This is a genomic window from Syntrophothermus lipocalidus DSM 12680 (assembly GCF_000092405.1).
GTDB lineage: Bacteria > Bacillota > Syntrophomonadia > Syntrophomonadales > Syntrophothermaceae > Syntrophothermus > Syntrophothermus lipocalidus.
The window spans coordinates 2,158,590-2,174,369 of the sequence record NC_014220.1 but is presented as its reverse complement, the minus strand read 5'-3'; the positions used below and the strand labels follow the sequence as shown (position 1 = coordinate 2,174,369).

At 54.4% G+C, this 15,780-nt stretch carries 15 protein-coding genes; 11 read left to right on the top strand and 4 right to left on the bottom strand.

All coding sequences use genetic code 11. The features are described from left to right. Positions 1-32: 32 nt before the first annotated feature. Together glmM and glmS are read left to right on the top strand one after the other, a co-directional pair. On the top strand, positions 33-1,379 hold the full coding sequence (gene glmM / locus SLIP_RS10575) for a phosphoglucosamine mutase (RefSeq protein ID WP_013176281.1): 1,347 nt from the start codon (positions 33-35) through the stop codon (positions 1,377-1,379). Positions 1,380-1,747: 368 nt separating this feature from the next. After that, entirely contained in the window at positions 1,748-3,568 is a 1,821-nt protein-coding gene (glmS, locus tag SLIP_RS10570; RefSeq protein WP_013176280.1) for a glutamine--fructose-6-phosphate transaminase (isomerizing), read from the top strand. A gap of 170 nt (positions 3,569-3,738) precedes the next feature. Here glmS and vapC read toward each other — a convergent pair whose 3' ends face one another. The 4 genes from vapC to SLIP_RS10550 all read right to left on the bottom strand — a co-directional run bounded on the left by vapC (position 3,739) and on the right by SLIP_RS10550 (position 7,503). Beyond that, positions 3,739-4,152, bottom strand: coding sequence for a type II toxin-antitoxin system VapC family toxin (vapC, locus tag SLIP_RS10565; protein WP_013176279.1), 414 nt, complete (start codon positions 4,150-4,152; stop codon positions 3,739-3,741). Next, positions 4,149-4,349, bottom strand: coding sequence for a type II toxin-antitoxin system VapB family antitoxin (locus SLIP_RS10560; protein ID WP_013176278.1), 201 nt, complete (start codon positions 4,347-4,349; stop codon positions 4,149-4,151). The genes vapC and SLIP_RS10560 overlap by 4 nt, the downstream gene beginning before the upstream one ends. Before the next feature lie 353 nt (positions 4,350-4,702). Continuing rightward, on the bottom strand, positions 4,703-5,893 hold the full coding sequence (locus SLIP_RS10555) for an EAL domain-containing protein (RefSeq protein ID WP_013176277.1): 1,191 nt from the start codon (positions 5,891-5,893) through the stop codon (positions 4,703-4,705). A 104-nt stretch (positions 5,894-5,997) separates the two neighbouring features. Next, entirely contained in the window at positions 5,998-7,503 is a 1,506-nt protein-coding gene (locus SLIP_RS10550) for a methyl-accepting chemotaxis protein (protein WP_013176276.1), read from the bottom strand. Positions 7,504-7,650: 147 nt separating this feature from the next. Here SLIP_RS10550 and SLIP_RS12795 point away from each other — a divergent pair, with 147 nt between their 5' ends. From SLIP_RS12795 to modA, 9 genes are all read left to right on the top strand, one after another. Then, positions 7,651-7,800: a hypothetical protein gene (locus SLIP_RS12795; RefSeq protein ID WP_169303763.1), complete on the top strand. Its 150-nt coding sequence runs from the start codon at positions 7,651-7,653 to the stop codon at positions 7,798-7,800. Positions 7,801-8,240: 440 nt separating this feature from the next. Then, positions 8,241-9,068, top strand: a complete 828-nt coding sequence (gene nifH / locus SLIP_RS10545) for a nitrogenase iron protein (protein ID WP_013176275.1) — start codon at positions 8,241-8,243, stop codon at positions 9,066-9,068. A gap of 12 nt (positions 9,069-9,080) precedes the next feature. Further along, a complete protein-coding gene (locus tag SLIP_RS10540; protein ID WP_013176274.1) occupies positions 9,081-9,398 on the top strand; it encodes a P-II family nitrogen regulator in 318 nt (105 codons plus the stop codon). Between the two features lie 19 nt (positions 9,399-9,417). Next, positions 9,418-9,783 carry a P-II family nitrogen regulator gene (locus tag SLIP_RS10535; RefSeq protein ID WP_013176273.1) on the top strand — a complete coding sequence of 122 codons (366 nt, stop codon included), beginning with the start codon at positions 9,418-9,420 and terminating at the stop codon, positions 9,781-9,783. A 13-nt stretch (positions 9,784-9,796) separates the two neighbouring features. After that, positions 9,797-11,245 carry a nitrogenase component I subunit alpha gene (locus SLIP_RS10530; protein ID WP_013176272.1) on the top strand — a complete coding sequence of 483 codons (1,449 nt, stop codon included), beginning with the start codon at positions 9,797-9,799 and terminating at the stop codon, positions 11,243-11,245. After that, entirely contained in the window at positions 11,242-12,723 is a 1,482-nt protein-coding gene (locus tag SLIP_RS10525; RefSeq protein WP_013176271.1) for a nitrogenase component 1, read from the top strand. Before SLIP_RS10530 ends, SLIP_RS10525 begins: the two co-directional genes overlap by 4 nt. Positions 12,724-12,747: 24 nt before the next feature. Continuing rightward, a complete protein-coding gene (locus tag SLIP_RS10520; protein ID WP_013176270.1) occupies positions 12,748-14,094 on the top strand; it encodes a nitrogenase component 1 in 1,347 nt (448 codons plus the stop codon). Positions 14,095-14,096: 2 nt separating this feature from the next. Continuing rightward, positions 14,097-14,912 carry a radical SAM protein gene (locus tag SLIP_RS10515; RefSeq protein ID WP_013176269.1) on the top strand — a complete coding sequence of 272 codons (816 nt, stop codon included), beginning with the start codon at positions 14,097-14,099 and terminating at the stop codon, positions 14,910-14,912. 97 nt (positions 14,913-15,009) lie between these two features. Then, positions 15,010-15,777, top strand: coding sequence for a molybdate ABC transporter substrate-binding protein (modA, locus tag SLIP_RS10510; protein WP_013176268.1), 768 nt, complete (start codon positions 15,010-15,012; stop codon positions 15,775-15,777). Positions 15,778-15,780 lie beyond the last annotated feature (3 nt).

Here is a 15,780-nt window from a genome sequence, read left to right as displayed (position 1 = left end):
TATTCTACGCCAAGCGAAAGGGAGGGTAAGTTTTGGGGAGGTTATTCGGTACGGACGGGGTCCGGGGCGTAGCCAACGAAGACCTGACTCCAGAGTTAGCATATAAATTAGGTCGGGCTGGGAGTTACGTGTTGGCCCAGGAGTTCGACCACCCGCGGATACTGGTCGGCAAAGATACTAGAATATCGGGAGATATGCTGGAAGCGGCCTTGATCGCCGGGATTCTGTCTACAGGGGCGAGCGTTCTCAAAGCCGGGATAGTGCCCACCCCGGCAGTAGCATACCTTACCCGCAGGTATGAAGCTTCGAGCGGAGTGGTTATCTCCGCTTCACATAACCCTATGGAGGATAATGGCATCAAGTTTTTCAGTGCGAACGGCTATAAACTGCCCGATGAAACCGAGGACAGGATTGAAGAACTGGTTAAAAAGGGAGTGGATGACCTGGCCCGTCCAGTTGGTGACGGCATCGGCCGGGTCTACGAGGTGGCAGAAGCGGAAACGAACTACATCGATTACTTGAAAAGCTGTTACCGGGCACCGCGTGACTTAAGCGGGCTCTGCGTGGTCGTGGACTGTGCAAACGGTGCTGCTTATAGTGTGGCTCCCCGCCTTTGGGAGGAACTGGGGGCCAAGGTCATTTCTATAAGTAACCATCCCAATGGCATCAACATCAACGACCGGTGTGGGTCCACTTACCCAGAGAAGCTGCGACGGGCGGTTCTGGAACACAAGGCCGATTTTGGAGTGGCTTATGACGGGGACGCAGACCGGGTTATAGTTGTGGATGAGCGGGGTAATGTCCTGGATGGGGATGTAATAATGGTAATCTGCGGGCTGCACTGGCAGAGGACGAAGAGGCTGGTCCCGAGCAAGGTAGTGGCCACGGTGATGAGCAACATCGGGCTCGACATTGCCCTGCGCCGGGAGAAAGTTGAGGTAGAGTATTGCCAGGTCGGAGACCGGTATGTACTGGAAAAAATGATGGAAACCGGGGCTCGCATGGGAGGGGAGCAGTCGGGTCATATTATTCTGCTAGATTACGCCACTACCGGGGACGGTTTACTCTCCGGGTTGAAATTGGCTGAAGTCATGCGCGAGACTGGGTTACCCTTGTCAGAACTAGCTCTGGAGATGGAAAGATTGCCACAGATTCTGGTTAATGTGGACCTAAAAGATAAGGAAGGGATACTGGATAACGACAACGTTAAGGAGGTGATAGCTAAAGCAGACATCCGGTTAGGAGAATGGGGCAAGGTTTTGGTTCGCCCTTCAGGGACTGAGCCCAAGATAAGGATCATGGCCCAGGGGCGGGATGAGTTCATGCTGAAGGAGGTGGTTGAAGAGATAAGGAAGGCCATACTTTTAGCTCAAAAGTAACCGTTAGGAGGCGATTTTCATATTTTAATAGTGTCGACAAAGCGCCAGCCCCGGCACTCAGCCGTTGAGCTGTTTTATAGGAAGTTTCCACAGCTATCTTTTTTGATACAAACTGGAGTTGGAATTGGCTTGCTGTTACTCCTGAGTGCCGGGTGACGAGGAAGGGACTTATCGAAAGTATCGGCGGATGGTCCCTCGGTGTGCCACCATCGTGAGCCTTGCTACAAAACCTACCGGCAACGGTCGGGACAAAAGGCAAGGCGAGTGGAGATTTGGAATTGAGAATTGAGAATTAAGAATTGAGAATTAAGAATTAAGAATGACCTGGTTGGGTAGGTTGTGGTCTTGAGGAAGAGGAGGTAATAGAATTGTGCGGGATAACAGGATACATCGGCTCTAACCAAGCCGTGCCTGTAATTATAGACGGTTTAAAAAGGCTCGAATATAGAGGGTACGATTCAGCCGGGATAGCGGTAATTCAGGAAGAGCGTTTGTGGCTGTTGAAGAAAGAAGGAAGGCTGGAGCGGCTGGAAGGGATTCTAAACGGCAGTCACCCCACATCCGGTCTGGGGATAGGGCATACCCGCTGGGCCACCCACGGGGTTCCGAGCGATGACAACGCTCACCCCCACACCGACTGTCAAGGACGCATCGCCGTGGTCCACAACGGGATAATCGAGAATTTTGCCAGCCTGCGCCGGTGGCTGGAAAGGGAGGGACACCGTTTCAGTTCTGAAACGGATACTGAGGTCCTGGCTCACCTGGTGGAGCACCACTACCACGGCTCGCTGGAGGAAGCAGTGCGCAGGGCTTTAGAAGCGGTAGAAGGGTCCTACGCCTTGGCAGTCATTTGCGCGGACGAACCCGACAAGATTGTGGCAGTCAGGAACCAGAGCCCTCTGGTCATAGGAGTGGGGGAAAACGAGTATTACCTGGCTTCTGATATCCCGGCTATCCTGAACCGGACCCGGAAGGTCTATCTCTTGGAAGACCGGGAAATGGCGGTCCTCACCCGGGACGGGGTTGCCATTTCCAACGGGGAAGGAAAGAGGGTAGCCAAAGACATGTTCACTGTTACGTGGAGTGCCGAGGCGGCGGAAAAAGGCGGGTATCCCCACTTCATGATCAAAGAAATAATGGAGCAACCCCAGGCTTTACGGGATACCCTTCGCGGGCGGATTCAAGGGGGGCGGGTTGAGTTTTCGGACGTGGATCTCGACTGCTGCTTGGATGGGGTGGAAAAGGTATTTATCGTGGCCTGTGGTACCGCCTACCACGCGGGGGTGGTGGGTAAACACGTCATAGAACGGTTGGCCTGCCTGCCGGTGGAAGTAGACATCGCTTCCGAGTTCAGGTACCGCGATGTATTGTGGGGAGATAAATCTCTGCTCATCGTGATAAGCCAGTCGGGCGAAACCGCCGACACCCTGGCCGCCCTGCGCGAAGCTAAGAAAAAGGGCATCAGGGTGCTGGCCGTAACCAACGTGGTGGGGAGCTCGGTAGCCAGAGAGGCCGACAGGGTGATCTACACATGGGCCGGTCCTGAGATCGCGGTAGCTTCGACCAAGGCTTATTCTACCCAGCTCCTGGTCATGTACCTTCTCGGCCTGTACCTGGCGCAGAAGCGGGGCACTTTGCCCGAGGAAGTGATAGCCTCTACTGTTCGGGAGCTGAGAGGTATCGCGGACAAGGTAGAAGCCATCCTGGAAAAAGCCGGTGCAGTGGAAGCGATAGCTGAGAAATATGCCGCTACCGCGAGCACTTTCTTTATTGGGCGGGGGCTCGATTACGCCGTGGCTTTAGAAGGTGCTCTCAAGCTCAAAGAAATATCGTACGTCCATGCCGAAGCCTATGCTGCGGGCGAGCTCAAGCACGGAACCCTAGCCCTAATCGAAAAAGGGGTGCCGGTCATCGCCATCGTAACCCAGGACGAACTCCAAGACAAGATGATATCTAACATTAAAGAGGTCAAAGCCCGCGGGGCCGAAGTGATTGGCATAGCAAAAGAAGGGCTCGCTGGCATCGAAGAGGAAACAGACGAACTTTTCGTTATTCCCGGTGAAGACTCTCTCTTGACCCCGATGCTGACCGTGGTCCCCTTGCAGCTCTTTGCTTATTACATGGCGGTCAAACGCGGCTGCGATGTCGACAAACCGCGAAACCTGGCCAAAAGCGTGACGGTGGAGTAAGAGTAGAATTGAGAAAGGAAGAGGGCCAGGGCTTGTTTTGTTGAAGCGGAGCGAAGGGGTGGTTTTAAGCAACCAGGGCGAGGGATTGAGAAAACCTCGCCCCGGTTTTTAACGGAGCAATTTCTACTCGAAGCTATAAGTTTCTCATGATGTGAATCACGGTACATTTCTCAACTGCTCAGTAGGGTCACGGTTTTCAGCCCAGGAATTCTTTCCGCTGCCAGCGTGAAATGGTGGTCACGGTGAGCGAGAGTACATTCATAGGTAAGGGCCCAGCAAATAATGAGAAGATCCAATGTTGGAATCCTCAGTCCCTGCCTGCGCAGGGAAAACCCGATGGACGCAACCCTCTCCCAGATCTCCGGCTTTTCTTTCAGCAGGGGCAGGGCTCCCAGCATCTCTTCTAGCTCAGAAAACTGCTTTTCGTCACGAGCGCCCATAAGAATTTCTTCTTTGACCAGGGGAATGAGCACGACTGCGTCCCGGATCAGAGCTTCTCTTAGCCAAGAAGCTACCTCTGGCTTCCCTCTCGGGCGAAGGGCCTCGATCCACACCGACGTATCCACCAGAAATCGTTCACTCATCTTTCGCGCGTCTCCCCGAGTTCTTCGTCGCTCATCGCCAGGTCAACTTTTCCCAGAGTTGCCGCCAGTTTTTCCAGGCGTTTGCGGCGTACGAACTCTCTAAGGGCAGTATCGATTGTCTCTGTGATCCCTTTCGTTCCTGCCATTTGCATGGCTTCTTGCAAGAGTTTCCGATCAACATATAGCGTAGTCTTCATGATATGTCACCCCACGCCAAACTATAACAGATAAACAAAAAAGGTCAAGACTTATTGATGGGGTCTATAGCGATTGCCGTCTTGGCGAGCGTGTTGGCCGGTGAGAAAATTGACTACTCCAAATCCTATTGCTCTGTGAAGAGAAACTTCGACCACTATGCCGGGTAGTCATTTGTCCTTTTTATCTTTTAGCTAGCTCAACTGCGACGCAAAAAGTGGGTTGAATTCCGATAGTGTATTCGTATTTCGTCTTTAAGCGGGCTGGCAGGATTGGCGCTTAACTCCTTCGATGCACTGCTGAAGAAAGCGAGCATAAAAGACACGAGGTCGAGGGTTTTGCTCGTTGCTAGATTCTACTGACAGGTGACGTCAACGTCAACAAACAAGAACAAATCATTTTTCAGAGGAAAACATGCGGTTTGCGTAGCACGTCTTGATTCCAGGTCAAGGTACTGATCAGAGACGACTCCACGGCCGAAGTACCTGCACAGAGTAACGGTTGGATAGAAATACGGACGCCATGCCCAGTTGCGTCGACGATAGCTTGTATCGACCTTCCATTCTCCCCGGTCGTCGCGGGTGAAGTTTGGCGTTATCTGGTATCCCATACGATCGCAAACGTACACGCGATAGCAGTTCACGGGAAGATCATAAACGGCATCAATAAGTATGGATTCCAGCTCCGAAGGGGTTGTGGATAGACTGTACATCCTGACAACCGTTTCAAGCCGCTCCATCACAGTAAATTGACTCTTACGTCGTGCGGTTTCTTGGTCTGCGAACTGCTCCAGTTCACGACGCATAAGCGTGCGAATGTTGGGACAAATGCTGGGACGAGGACCAGGAGACCCGAGCAAGAAGCCCTGATAATAACGAAACCCGGCCTTGAGTCCTGTTCGGAGGACCTCAGCCGTTTCAACTCCCTCCATTACTACGTCTATGCCTGCTTTTGCAGCGAAGAAACCCAGGATATCGAGAACGTTTTGGGCAGTTTGGTCATAACCAGACGCCAGGGCTAGGCGGGTATCCACCTTAAGGATGTCGGGCTTTAACGCGGCTATGCGGTCGAAGTTGCTTAGTCTACAACCCACGTCATCGATTGCAATTCTACACCCCGCTTGCCGATATTTGTCCACCAATAGGGCAAGTTGCTCCATATCTCCGCTGAATTCGGTCTCGCTTATTTCGATGACTATCTTTTCGGGATCAATTCTAAAGGACTCGATGTATTGCAGGGTAAGAAACCGTTCTCGGTTGTCGAGGAAAGGCAAGAGCCACTGCGGTTGAATGTTTAGAAGAAGCGTAAACCGCGTTGGGCCTGCCTGCATCAGTACCTTCAGAGCTTTTTCTCGGATGAGACGGTCGACCTCGAGTTTCTCCCTTGCCGGTACTGTTGGGTCGTGAAAAAACGGGCCCAGGCTTTTCGGCCCGTGCGGAGTTGACACCCGTCCCAATACCTCGTATCCCCATACATCGCATGTATCCGCCGCGAGTACAGGTTGAAAGAAGGGAAAAACGTCGTCCATTCCCAATCGGTGACTCATATAAGCATCCCTTCTTTGGTACAGACTCAAGCCAGAACCGAGATCGGTAGATACTGGTTCTCGTCATTTCGCCCTTAACCTGCGAACTTTGTCTTAAGCGCCCATCAGGTGATTCTGCCGACGACCATGTCTGCTGCCAGAGTACCTACGATTTCGCCTGTGTTGTCTCTTAAGGGTACGGACACGGTTCGGCACGGAAGGCGAGTAATGGCAGAAATATATTCAGGTGAAACATAGTTCTCGCCCGCTATAGCCTTTTGCCACCATGGACGTATTCTTGCGTTGGCCAGTGCAGCCGGTGGTTCTGAAAATATGAAGGTGCCGTCTCTCCGATTGGAATAAACCGCTTCTACTTCGGGTCTCTCGGCCATCCATCTGCGGAGAACCGGACCATGAAGCTCAGGCTTAAGCTCCTTTAATCTTGGTTCGCGAGCGAGTACAAGTAAAGACTCGAGCACCTTGTGAACCTGCTCATCACCGTTAAAACCAGATTCCTCCATCGAAAGTGACTTGGGCTTCACCAGAGTAAAACTCCCGGCATTTGCTTGCACTATTTGAGCCACATTAGTCAACATTTCCGCAACTGCCTGGATGCTGGCAAAGCTGCGTTTTATCTGTTGTCCCGCGGCTTTTAAGCGGCCGAAGTATTCTCGGATCTCGCGGTGTGCTGTCCAAACGCTTTGGCTCATAATCTCAACCTGTTGCTCGAGACCATGGAGCTCTGTTCTTATTTCATCGATCGCCTGAACAGCGAGATTTACACCACGCTGCCCGGTCTGAACAGATTGCTCCATTTGTTTTACTTTGTTCTTCACGTCTGTGAGAATTCTGCCAGTTTCCCCCACTGCCTTTTCGGTTTGAAGAGACAGCTTTTTTACCTCATCGGCGACTACTGCAAAACCTCTGCCGTGTTGTCCAGCCCGCGCGGCTTCGATGGAGGCGTTCAACGCTAGAAGCCGGGTTTGGCGTGATATTTCTCCGATACTGGTTAGAATACCGTCTACTTTTCTTACAGCCTCTTCGAGAGATGACATCTCTCGGTAAGTATTATCGGTGTCAAGACAAACACGTTCGGTAAGCGCGAGAGTCTGCACCAAGGCCTCGCGGGCTCGTCGCGTGGAACTAGTGGTTTCTTCAACCTGCTGAGTTAGTTTTTCGCCCAATGCGCCAATCACGTCAGCAGCACGTTGAACATAATCGAAGGCCGTGATGGCTTGAGAAGCAGTTTCGGTAACTAGTTTCATTTGGTCAACAGAGGACAGGATCTGGCTGGCCGTGACTTGGTAGTCACCAGCGAATGCTGCAAGTTTGCTCTTAAGTTCCTCTGCTTCTGGGGCCGAACAGCACCCGGAAGACACGGCTGAGGTCTCGGTTTCGCCTAACACGTTCTCCTGATAAGGCTCGGGAAGTCTTGCCAAACGACAGCGTTCCAACCGCGCAAGATACGATGTAAGCCGGGGCAATAGTGCTGAAATGACAATTATGGCCAAAACTATCGTGATTACCTGCCACGGAAAGGCTGCTTCCCAAGATGAGATGCCGCTGACCCACACGCAGCCGGGGGATGCAACTGGTAAAACGTGGGATAAAGGGTAAACGGGGTGCTGCATAGTACCAACTCCTTTTTCCTCTGCACTCCAAAAAAACAAACCCCTGTGTGGCCCGTCGTGGGCCCAACAGGGGCACCTTTGCCTTCTCTCACTTCGATTCAACTTTAGCAGAAATCTTCATTTAGAGTCAAGGGTAATAACGGTGGCTTGTTATCGATCTGTGATATTGTAACCTTATTAATAATGACTATTAACCAGGCCATTAACGAGGCCGCCCGCATCCTTGGCCTGTCAAACGGCCAGGTCAAGAGACTGAAAAAAGGAGTGTTGGAACTGGGCCCTCACCCCGAGGCTTAGTGGAGGCTTAGTGCGGCGGTTTTATAAGACAGTATTTACTTATAAGGTACGTTCGGCCGACGGTGGCTTTGGGCTTGCTTCGCTAACGGACCTAATGTATACACGTATACTTGTCAAGGAGATATTGTCTTTTGGGTGAGTAGTGAATAAAATGAAATCATAATACAACCGCAAAGACATCCGGCAGATGTTACGGCGAAGCAGCCTAAACGGGATGAAGAAGTCCCCCTCAATATGAGCGGGGACTTTAACGTTTCGTGTACTTCTGCCAGAGCGAAACAATATAGGCCGGGAAACGTGCCGAAGCGTGACCGGTACGCAGCGATGCCCCTGTTTGAGGAACGAGGTAGTTCCGATAAACGGGGGCTTTGTGTTTCCTCAAAGACCTTCCAATGGAGCGAAGATTACAAATTTCTTGTCGGAAAGGGAGATGGTGTTGGATGACCAGAAAGATTGCGATTTACGGCAAGGGCGGCATCGGCAAGTCCACCACCCAGCAGAACACGGCAGCCGCACTGGCCTACTTCTACGGGAAGAAGGTTTTGATTCACGGCTGTGATCCTAAAGCCGACTGCACCCGCATGGTGCTGGGAGGGAAGCCGCAGGAGACCGTAATGGATACCCTGCGGGAACTCGGTGAGGATGCAGTTACCCTGGAAAAGGTGGTTAAAACCGGTTTCTGCGGCATCAGGTGCGTCGAATCCGGGGGGCCGGAGCCCGGTGTGGGCTGCGCCGGTAGGGGTGTGATCACCGCCATCAACCTGATGGAGGAGCTCGGTGCCTACACGCCCGATCTGGATTTCATCTTCTTTGATGTGCTGGGGGATGTGGTCTGCGGAGGTTTCGCCATGCCGGTCCGCGAAGGAAAGGCAGAAGAGATCTACATTGTTGCATCGGGCGAAATGATGGCCCTTTATGCGGCAAACAACATCTGCCGCGGTATGATAAAGTACGCCGAACAGAGCGGAGTGCGCCTCGGCGGAATCATCTGCAACAGCCGCAATGTTGACGGCGAGAGGGAGTTAATGGAGGAATTCTGCAAGAGAATCGGAACCCAGTTGATTCATTTTGTTCCCAGAGACAACATCGTGCAGAAGGCGGAATTTAGTCGGCAGACGGTGACGGAGTTCGACCCTGACTGTAACCAGGCCAGGGAGTACAAGGAACTCGCCCGGAAGATTATCGAGAACGAGATGTTTGTTATTCCGAAGCCGATGACGATGGACGAGATGGAAGCCCTTGTCGTGAAATACGGACTTTTGGATTAGGAGGGAATTGCTATGAAAATGATACGCGCTATCGTACGGCCGGAAAAGGCCGAGGATGTGGTCGACGCCCTTGCTGAGGCGGGGTTTGTGGCCCTGACTAAGATGGACGTCGTCGGCCGGGGAAAACAAAAGGGGATTCACGTCGGCAGCGTTTACTATGACGAACTCCCCAAGGTTATGATTCTGATGGTTACCGATGACGAAAATGTGGAGAAGGTTATGCAGATCATCACTCAGGCGGCGTTTACTGGAAATATCGGTGATGGAAAGATATTTGTCAGTCCTGTAGACGAAGCCTATACTATCAGGACGGGATGTAAGGGATTATAAAGTTTGGAGGTTGACCCAAATGAAAGAAATAATGGCGATTATCCGGCCGAAGCAGATGACCAGAACCAAGGAAGTGCTGGCTGCCCTAGGTTTTCCCGCCCTAACCGCCTGGAGGGTGCTGGGGCGGGGAAAACAGAAGGGGCTTGCCGGTGAGGTTTCCTTCGAGGTCCACCCGGAGCTGATGAAGCAGGGCGGAGGGATGAAATTTGTCCCCAAGAGGTTCATTTCCCTGGTTGTAGAGGATGAGGACGTCCCCCTGGTTGTCGCTGCCATCATCAAGGTGAACCGAACCGGCGAAATCGGTGATGGCCGCATCTTCGTCTGTCCGGTAGACGATGCTGCCCGGATCCGGACGCAGGAAAGATCGTCAGAAGCGATTTCGTGAAGGAGGTAGAGCTATGCCTCTTGTCAACATGAAGTGTGATGAGAAGATCCCAGAACGGGGGAAGCACATCTACATACACGATCCGGACAACCCAGTAATTCCAGCCTGTAACATCAGGACGATCCCAGGGGATATGACCGAGCGCGGGTGTGCTTTCGCAGGCTCCCGGGGCGTCATCGGAGGGCCGATCAAAGATGTCATTTGTATGGTGCACGCTCCGGTGGGGTGCGCCTGGTTCACCTGGGGGTCGCGGCGCAACCTGTCCGATCTCCATGCCTGGGCGACGCCGACTCGGCTTACCAATGTCGCCTTCAACCGCCGCTACTGTGTTGTTACCGACATGCAGGAGAAGGACGTGGTGTTCGGCGGGATCAAGAAGCTGAAGGCTTCCTGCCTGGAAGCCTTCAGGCTCTTTCCGGAAGCGCGCGGCATGATCATCTTTACCACCTGTACCACCGGACTCATAGGGGACGACGTCCAGGGAGTGGCCAGACAGGTGGAAAAGGAGGTCGGAAAGCCGGTGTTCACTGCCGAGTCTCCCGGGTGTTCCGGGGTGAGCCAGTCCAAGGGCCACCACGACTTTAATATCCAGTTTTACCGCCAGATTAACGCTCTGCGGGAGCGCCGCCCGGAGCTGAAGATGCGGGAAGAGGAAAAAACTCCCTACGACATCTGCCTGATCGGTGAGTACAACATGGACTGGGACCTGCAGGCCATCCGTCCGCTTTTTGAAAAGATCGGTGTGCGCGTTGCTGCAGTGTTCTCGGGAAATGAACGCATCGAGAACCTGATCAAGATGCTGGATGTCAAGCTCAACGTTGTTCACTGCCAGCGCTCTGCGGAATACATCGCCCAGATGATTAAAGACGGGTATAATACCCCGTTCATACGGGTTTCTCTTTTCGGTATTGAACAGACCAGTGAGGCCCTGCGCGAGGTGGCGGCTTTCTTTGGCCTTGAGGACAGAGCGGAGCAGGTCATTGCCGAGGAGAAGGCCCGCGTGGAAAGGGCCCTGGCCTTTTACAGGGCAAAGCTGGCTGGCAAGCGGATCGCCGTCTATGTAGGCGGCCCGCGGGTCTGGCACTGGATTAAGCTGTTGGAGGAGCTGGGCATGGAGGTTGTGGCCGGTGCCTGCACCTTTGCCCACGAGGATGACTACGAAAAGATCAACGTCCGGCACAAGGGGGGGATCTTGGTCATTGACGCCCCGAACGAGTTCGAAATCGAGGAGATGCTGGTTACCCTCAAGCCTGACCTCTTCTTGACCGGACTTAAGGAGAAATACCTGGCCCGCAAGATGGGGATTCCCACGGTAAACTCCCACTCCTACGAAAAGGGGCCATACGCGGGGTTTGCCGGTATGGTGAATTTTGCCCGGGACATCTACCAGGGCATTTACTCACCGGTGTGGCGCTTCCAGGGCGGCCTGCCGGAGGTGGAAGAGGAGGTTGAAACAGAATGAGGTTGCGAGAAATACCGGTAGACGGCATTCCATACGACAGGCTGTGTGTCGAGAAGATTCCCGCTGCGCCCGAGTACATCGCGCGCGATCCAGAACTGGTACCGGCATCAAACCGGTCGGTGGTTGTAAACCCGAACCGTATCTGCATGCCGATCGGGGCCATGTGGGCGGTGCTCGGGGTACACCGGGCAATCCCCTTTGTTCAGGGGGCCCAGGGCTGCACCACCTACGCCCGCTACACCTTCTGCCGGATCTTCAAAGAGCCTGCCACTATTGCCACCGCTTCCTTCCACGAGGACGCGGCGGTTTTCGGGGGGCGTAAGAATGTGATCGAGGGGATCCGCAACCTGGTGGTACGGTACTGGCCGGGTCTCATCGGGGTTGTGACCACCTGCTCCAGCGAGATCATGGGGGATGACATGGTGAGCTTCTTGAAAGAGGCGCGGGCGCGGCTGAGCAGGGAGATTGGGAGAGAAAAGACGGAGGAAATCCCCATCGTCCTGATAAACACCCCGAGCTTTGCCGGTTCCCACGTGGAGGGGTACGACCGGGCGTCCAAAGCTTTTTTGGAATCGCTGGCAACCACCAGGGACGTGCTCTCGGAACGGGTGAACATCATCCCGGGGATGTTGTACCCGGGTGACATCCGGGAGATCAGGCACCTGCTTGAGGAGATGAATGTGGAAGGGACGGTCCTGTTCGATATCTCCGATACCCTGGATGCACCCCTGAACCCTCCGCAGGAGATCCCTTATTACCCGCCTGGGGGCACCCCTGTGTCCGAGATCAGGCAGATGGCCAATGCCCGGGCGACCTTTGCCCTGCAGCCTCATGCCGGGGGAAGCGGGGCGCGCTACCTGGAACGAAAATTCGGTATACCCGCTTTCATCGGGCCTGTCCCGATCGGGGTAGCTGCCACCGATGCCTTTCTTCAAAACTTGAGCCGGATTACGGGGCGTGAGATACCGGCGTCCCTGCGAGACGAGCGCGGGCGCCTGGTAGATGCCATGGCCGATACCCTGCACCACACCATGATGAAGCGTGTCGCCATCTTCGGCGACCCGGATGTGGTCATCGGGATGACCAGGTTTGCCTGTGAACTGGGCATGACGCCCGTGGCGGTGTCGTCGGGAACCCCGAGCAAAACCTTTGAAGGGGAGATAGAGTCAATATTTAGAGAATACCGGGAACTGTTCCTGGCGGAGCCCAGGGTGTTCAACGGCGGCGACCTGTTTGAGTTCGAGGAGTATTTAAAAACCCTGCCGCAGATCGACTTGATCCTCGGCCATTCAAAAGGGGTTGACATCTCCAGAGAACTGGAAATTCCCCTGGTGCGGGTCGGCTTCCCGATCTACGACCGGTTCGGCTACCAGAAGAAACCGGTGGTGGGGTACCGGGGGGCGGAACTGCTGCTTTACGAAATAGTTAACGAACTCCTGGACTACCGCTATCCGGACGACCGTACGCAGCAGCTTTAGTGCTGTAAGAGCGAGGTGAAGAAAATGCCGGGCGTAGAGAGGCTTTTACCCGAACGGCGGAGGCATGTGGTAACCAAAGGTGATGGTACGGCGGTTCTTCCGGAATGCGGCAGGCCTACCGTACCGGGGCTGGTGTCGGAGCGTGCCTGCGCCTTCTACGGGGCACGTTGGATGCTGGGAGCCATTCCCGACGTTATTCACCTGGTGCACGGCCCGGCAGGGTGCGCCTATTTCGGGGGCATCGTGCGCCGGAAGAGCTACCGGGTGTTTTCCACCCAACTAGAGGAGAGCGACATCGTATTCGGAGCAGGGGAAAAACTCTACCGGGCGATATTGGAGGCCGTCGCAGCTGCTCCCGGCGCCAGGGCGGTTCTGGTCTACGCTACCTGCACCGCCGGGCTGATCGGAGACGATCTGGACGGCATCTGCAGGCGTGCCGCCCGGGCTGTCGGCCGCCCTGTCGTACCGGTGAATTCCCCCGGTTTTTGCGGTTACAGCCAGGCGGCAGGGCACGATATAGCCGCCGGGGTGCTGCTGGAGCATTTCATCGGTACCGGGAAGGCACAGGAACCGGTTGCCAACGGTGTGAATCTCCTGGGCGAGTTTGATGTGATGGGGGACCTGGGGGAGATCGAGAGGCTGCTGCAACAGTTGGGTCTGAGAATTCTCTGCGCCTTCTCCGGCAGGGCGGCGACGACGGCTATGGCCGATGCCCACCGCGCCAGGCTCAACATAGTTCACTGCCGTCGCACCGGGCAGAGACTGGCCGATGCCATGCAGGAAAGGTTCGGCACGCCGCAGTTGAAGGTTTCCTTTTTCGGTTTTGAGGAGACTGCATCTGCCCTGCACTCCATCGGAAAGTTTTTCGGATCGGCCGGGGTGGAGGAGATCGTGGAGCAAGGGCGCCGGGAAGTTGGGAACGCGGCTCCCTTTTTGAAGAAACTGGCCGGCAAACGGGTGGCCCTGTTTTTCGGAGCTTCCCGGATAGGAACGATGGCCAGGGCCTTCGCCGAACTGGGGATGGAGGTGGTCATGATCGGGTCCCAGTTCGGTTGCCTGGAAGATTACGGGGATGCCGGGGCCAGGGTGCGGGCGGGTACGGTTCTGATCGACGATCCCCCAGAAAAGGAACTGGAAGAGTTCATCAGGAAATACAGGCCCCACCTGTTCGTGGGGGGCACAAAGGAGAAGTACCTTGCCACGAAACTAGGAGTTCCCTTTCTGGTTTTTCCTCAGGAGATGAGTTCCTTCGCCGGGTTCCGGGGGTTTGTGAACCTGGCGCGGGAGGCGGCGGGTCTGGTTGGCGCTCCCGTATGGCGGCTGGCGAGGTGTGAAAGATATTACCGTACTTTGCAAACAGCGGAGGGATGAGTATGTACAGCGATATTGAGCAAGATATTGTTCACGAACACCCGTGTTTGAATAAAGCGGCAGCCAAGTGGTTCGGTCGCATCCACCTGCCGGTGGCGCCGGAATGCAACATCAGGTGCCGCTATTGCACCAGGGTCTACGACTGCGCCAACGAAAACCGTCCCGGTGTAACCAGCCGGATTATTGGTCCCGGCGAGGCACTGCACCTGGTCACGGAAGCGGTTGAGCGCGACCCTCGCCTCCGGGTGGTAGGGATAGCCGGCCCCGGTGATCCCCTGGCTAATCCTGAGACATTTGAAACGTTGGATCTGGTACACGAGCGATTTCCTCATTTAATCAAGTGTGTCAGCACCAACGGCCTTTTGTTGGAGGAGTGCCTGCCCCTGCTCAAGGCTGTGGGGGTAAAAGCGGTTACCGTGACTGTAAACGCGGTTAACCGGACAGTTGCGTCTTTTATTTACGGCGATATTTGCCACCATGGCGAGATCTACCGCGGCGGTTCGGGCGTCGATCTGTTTATGGAGGCGCAACGGGCGGGGATAAGAATGGCGGTGGAGGTGGGTATGGTTGTGAAGATAAACACGGTGTACATTCCCGGGATTAACGACTACCACTTGGTGGAGGTGGCCAAGTCGGTAAAGGCAGCAGGAGCACAAATCATGAACGTGATGCCGCTTATCCCCCAGGGCGAGTTCGCGGGACTGCCGCATCCCGACAGAGAACAGATACGGCTTACCCGACGGAATCTAGCTCGCATTATCGGACAAATAGATCACTGTCGCCAGTGCAGGTCCGACGCGGTGGGTATGCTGTTGTGAGTTGGGAGATCGGGTAGCACCTGGGTATTGTCCCTTCCCGGTGTCCTGATGCTTGGTGGGGGGATATGGCGGTCAGCAGGGAAAGGGTGAACACTTGATGGTGAGAATTAAAGCCTGGCATGCGTTAGTCTTGGTCCTTCTTTTCACAACGGCGGGATGCGGACAGGGGAAAGAAGAGGTTACGGTATCGGCACCTATGAGCTTGAAGGATGCATTGGAGGAAACCAAAAAAGGTTATCCGGCCAAAAATGTCGTGATCAACTTGAACTTCGGTGCGTCAGGGGTTTTACAACATCAAGTTGAACAAGGAGCGCCTGTTGACGTGCTCATAACAGCCGACCAGGAGCGGATGAAAGATCTGGAAGGGAAAGGGCTTGTTGACCCTTCCTCGCGGAAAGACTTTCTTACTAACGAACTGGTGCTCGTCACCCCAAAAGACGTCAAGATAGTTGAGAACTTCAGCGACTTGTTGAAGGCGGGAGTCGAGAAAATCGCTATAGGCGATCCTGGAGTTGTGCCTGCGGGTAAATACGCCAGGCAGACACTGCACAGTTTGAATCTATGGGATGAGCTGAAACACAAGCTGGTCTTAGCCAAAGATGTTCGCCAGGTTCTGCATTACGTTGAAACCGGCAGTGCTGATGCCGGGCTCGTGTACCTTTCTGACGCTTATTCTTCAAGGAAGGTGAGAGTGGCCGCTATTGCCGGCAAGGATTTGCACCAAGAAATTGTTTATTCAATTGCTATTCTGAACAATAGCCGTAATCAAAAAGCCGCCTCGGATTTTGTTCACTACCTGACAGGGGCGGAGGCTGCGAGCGTCTTTGCCAAGTACGGCTTTTCCCCCATATCTGTTCAACAGTGAGAT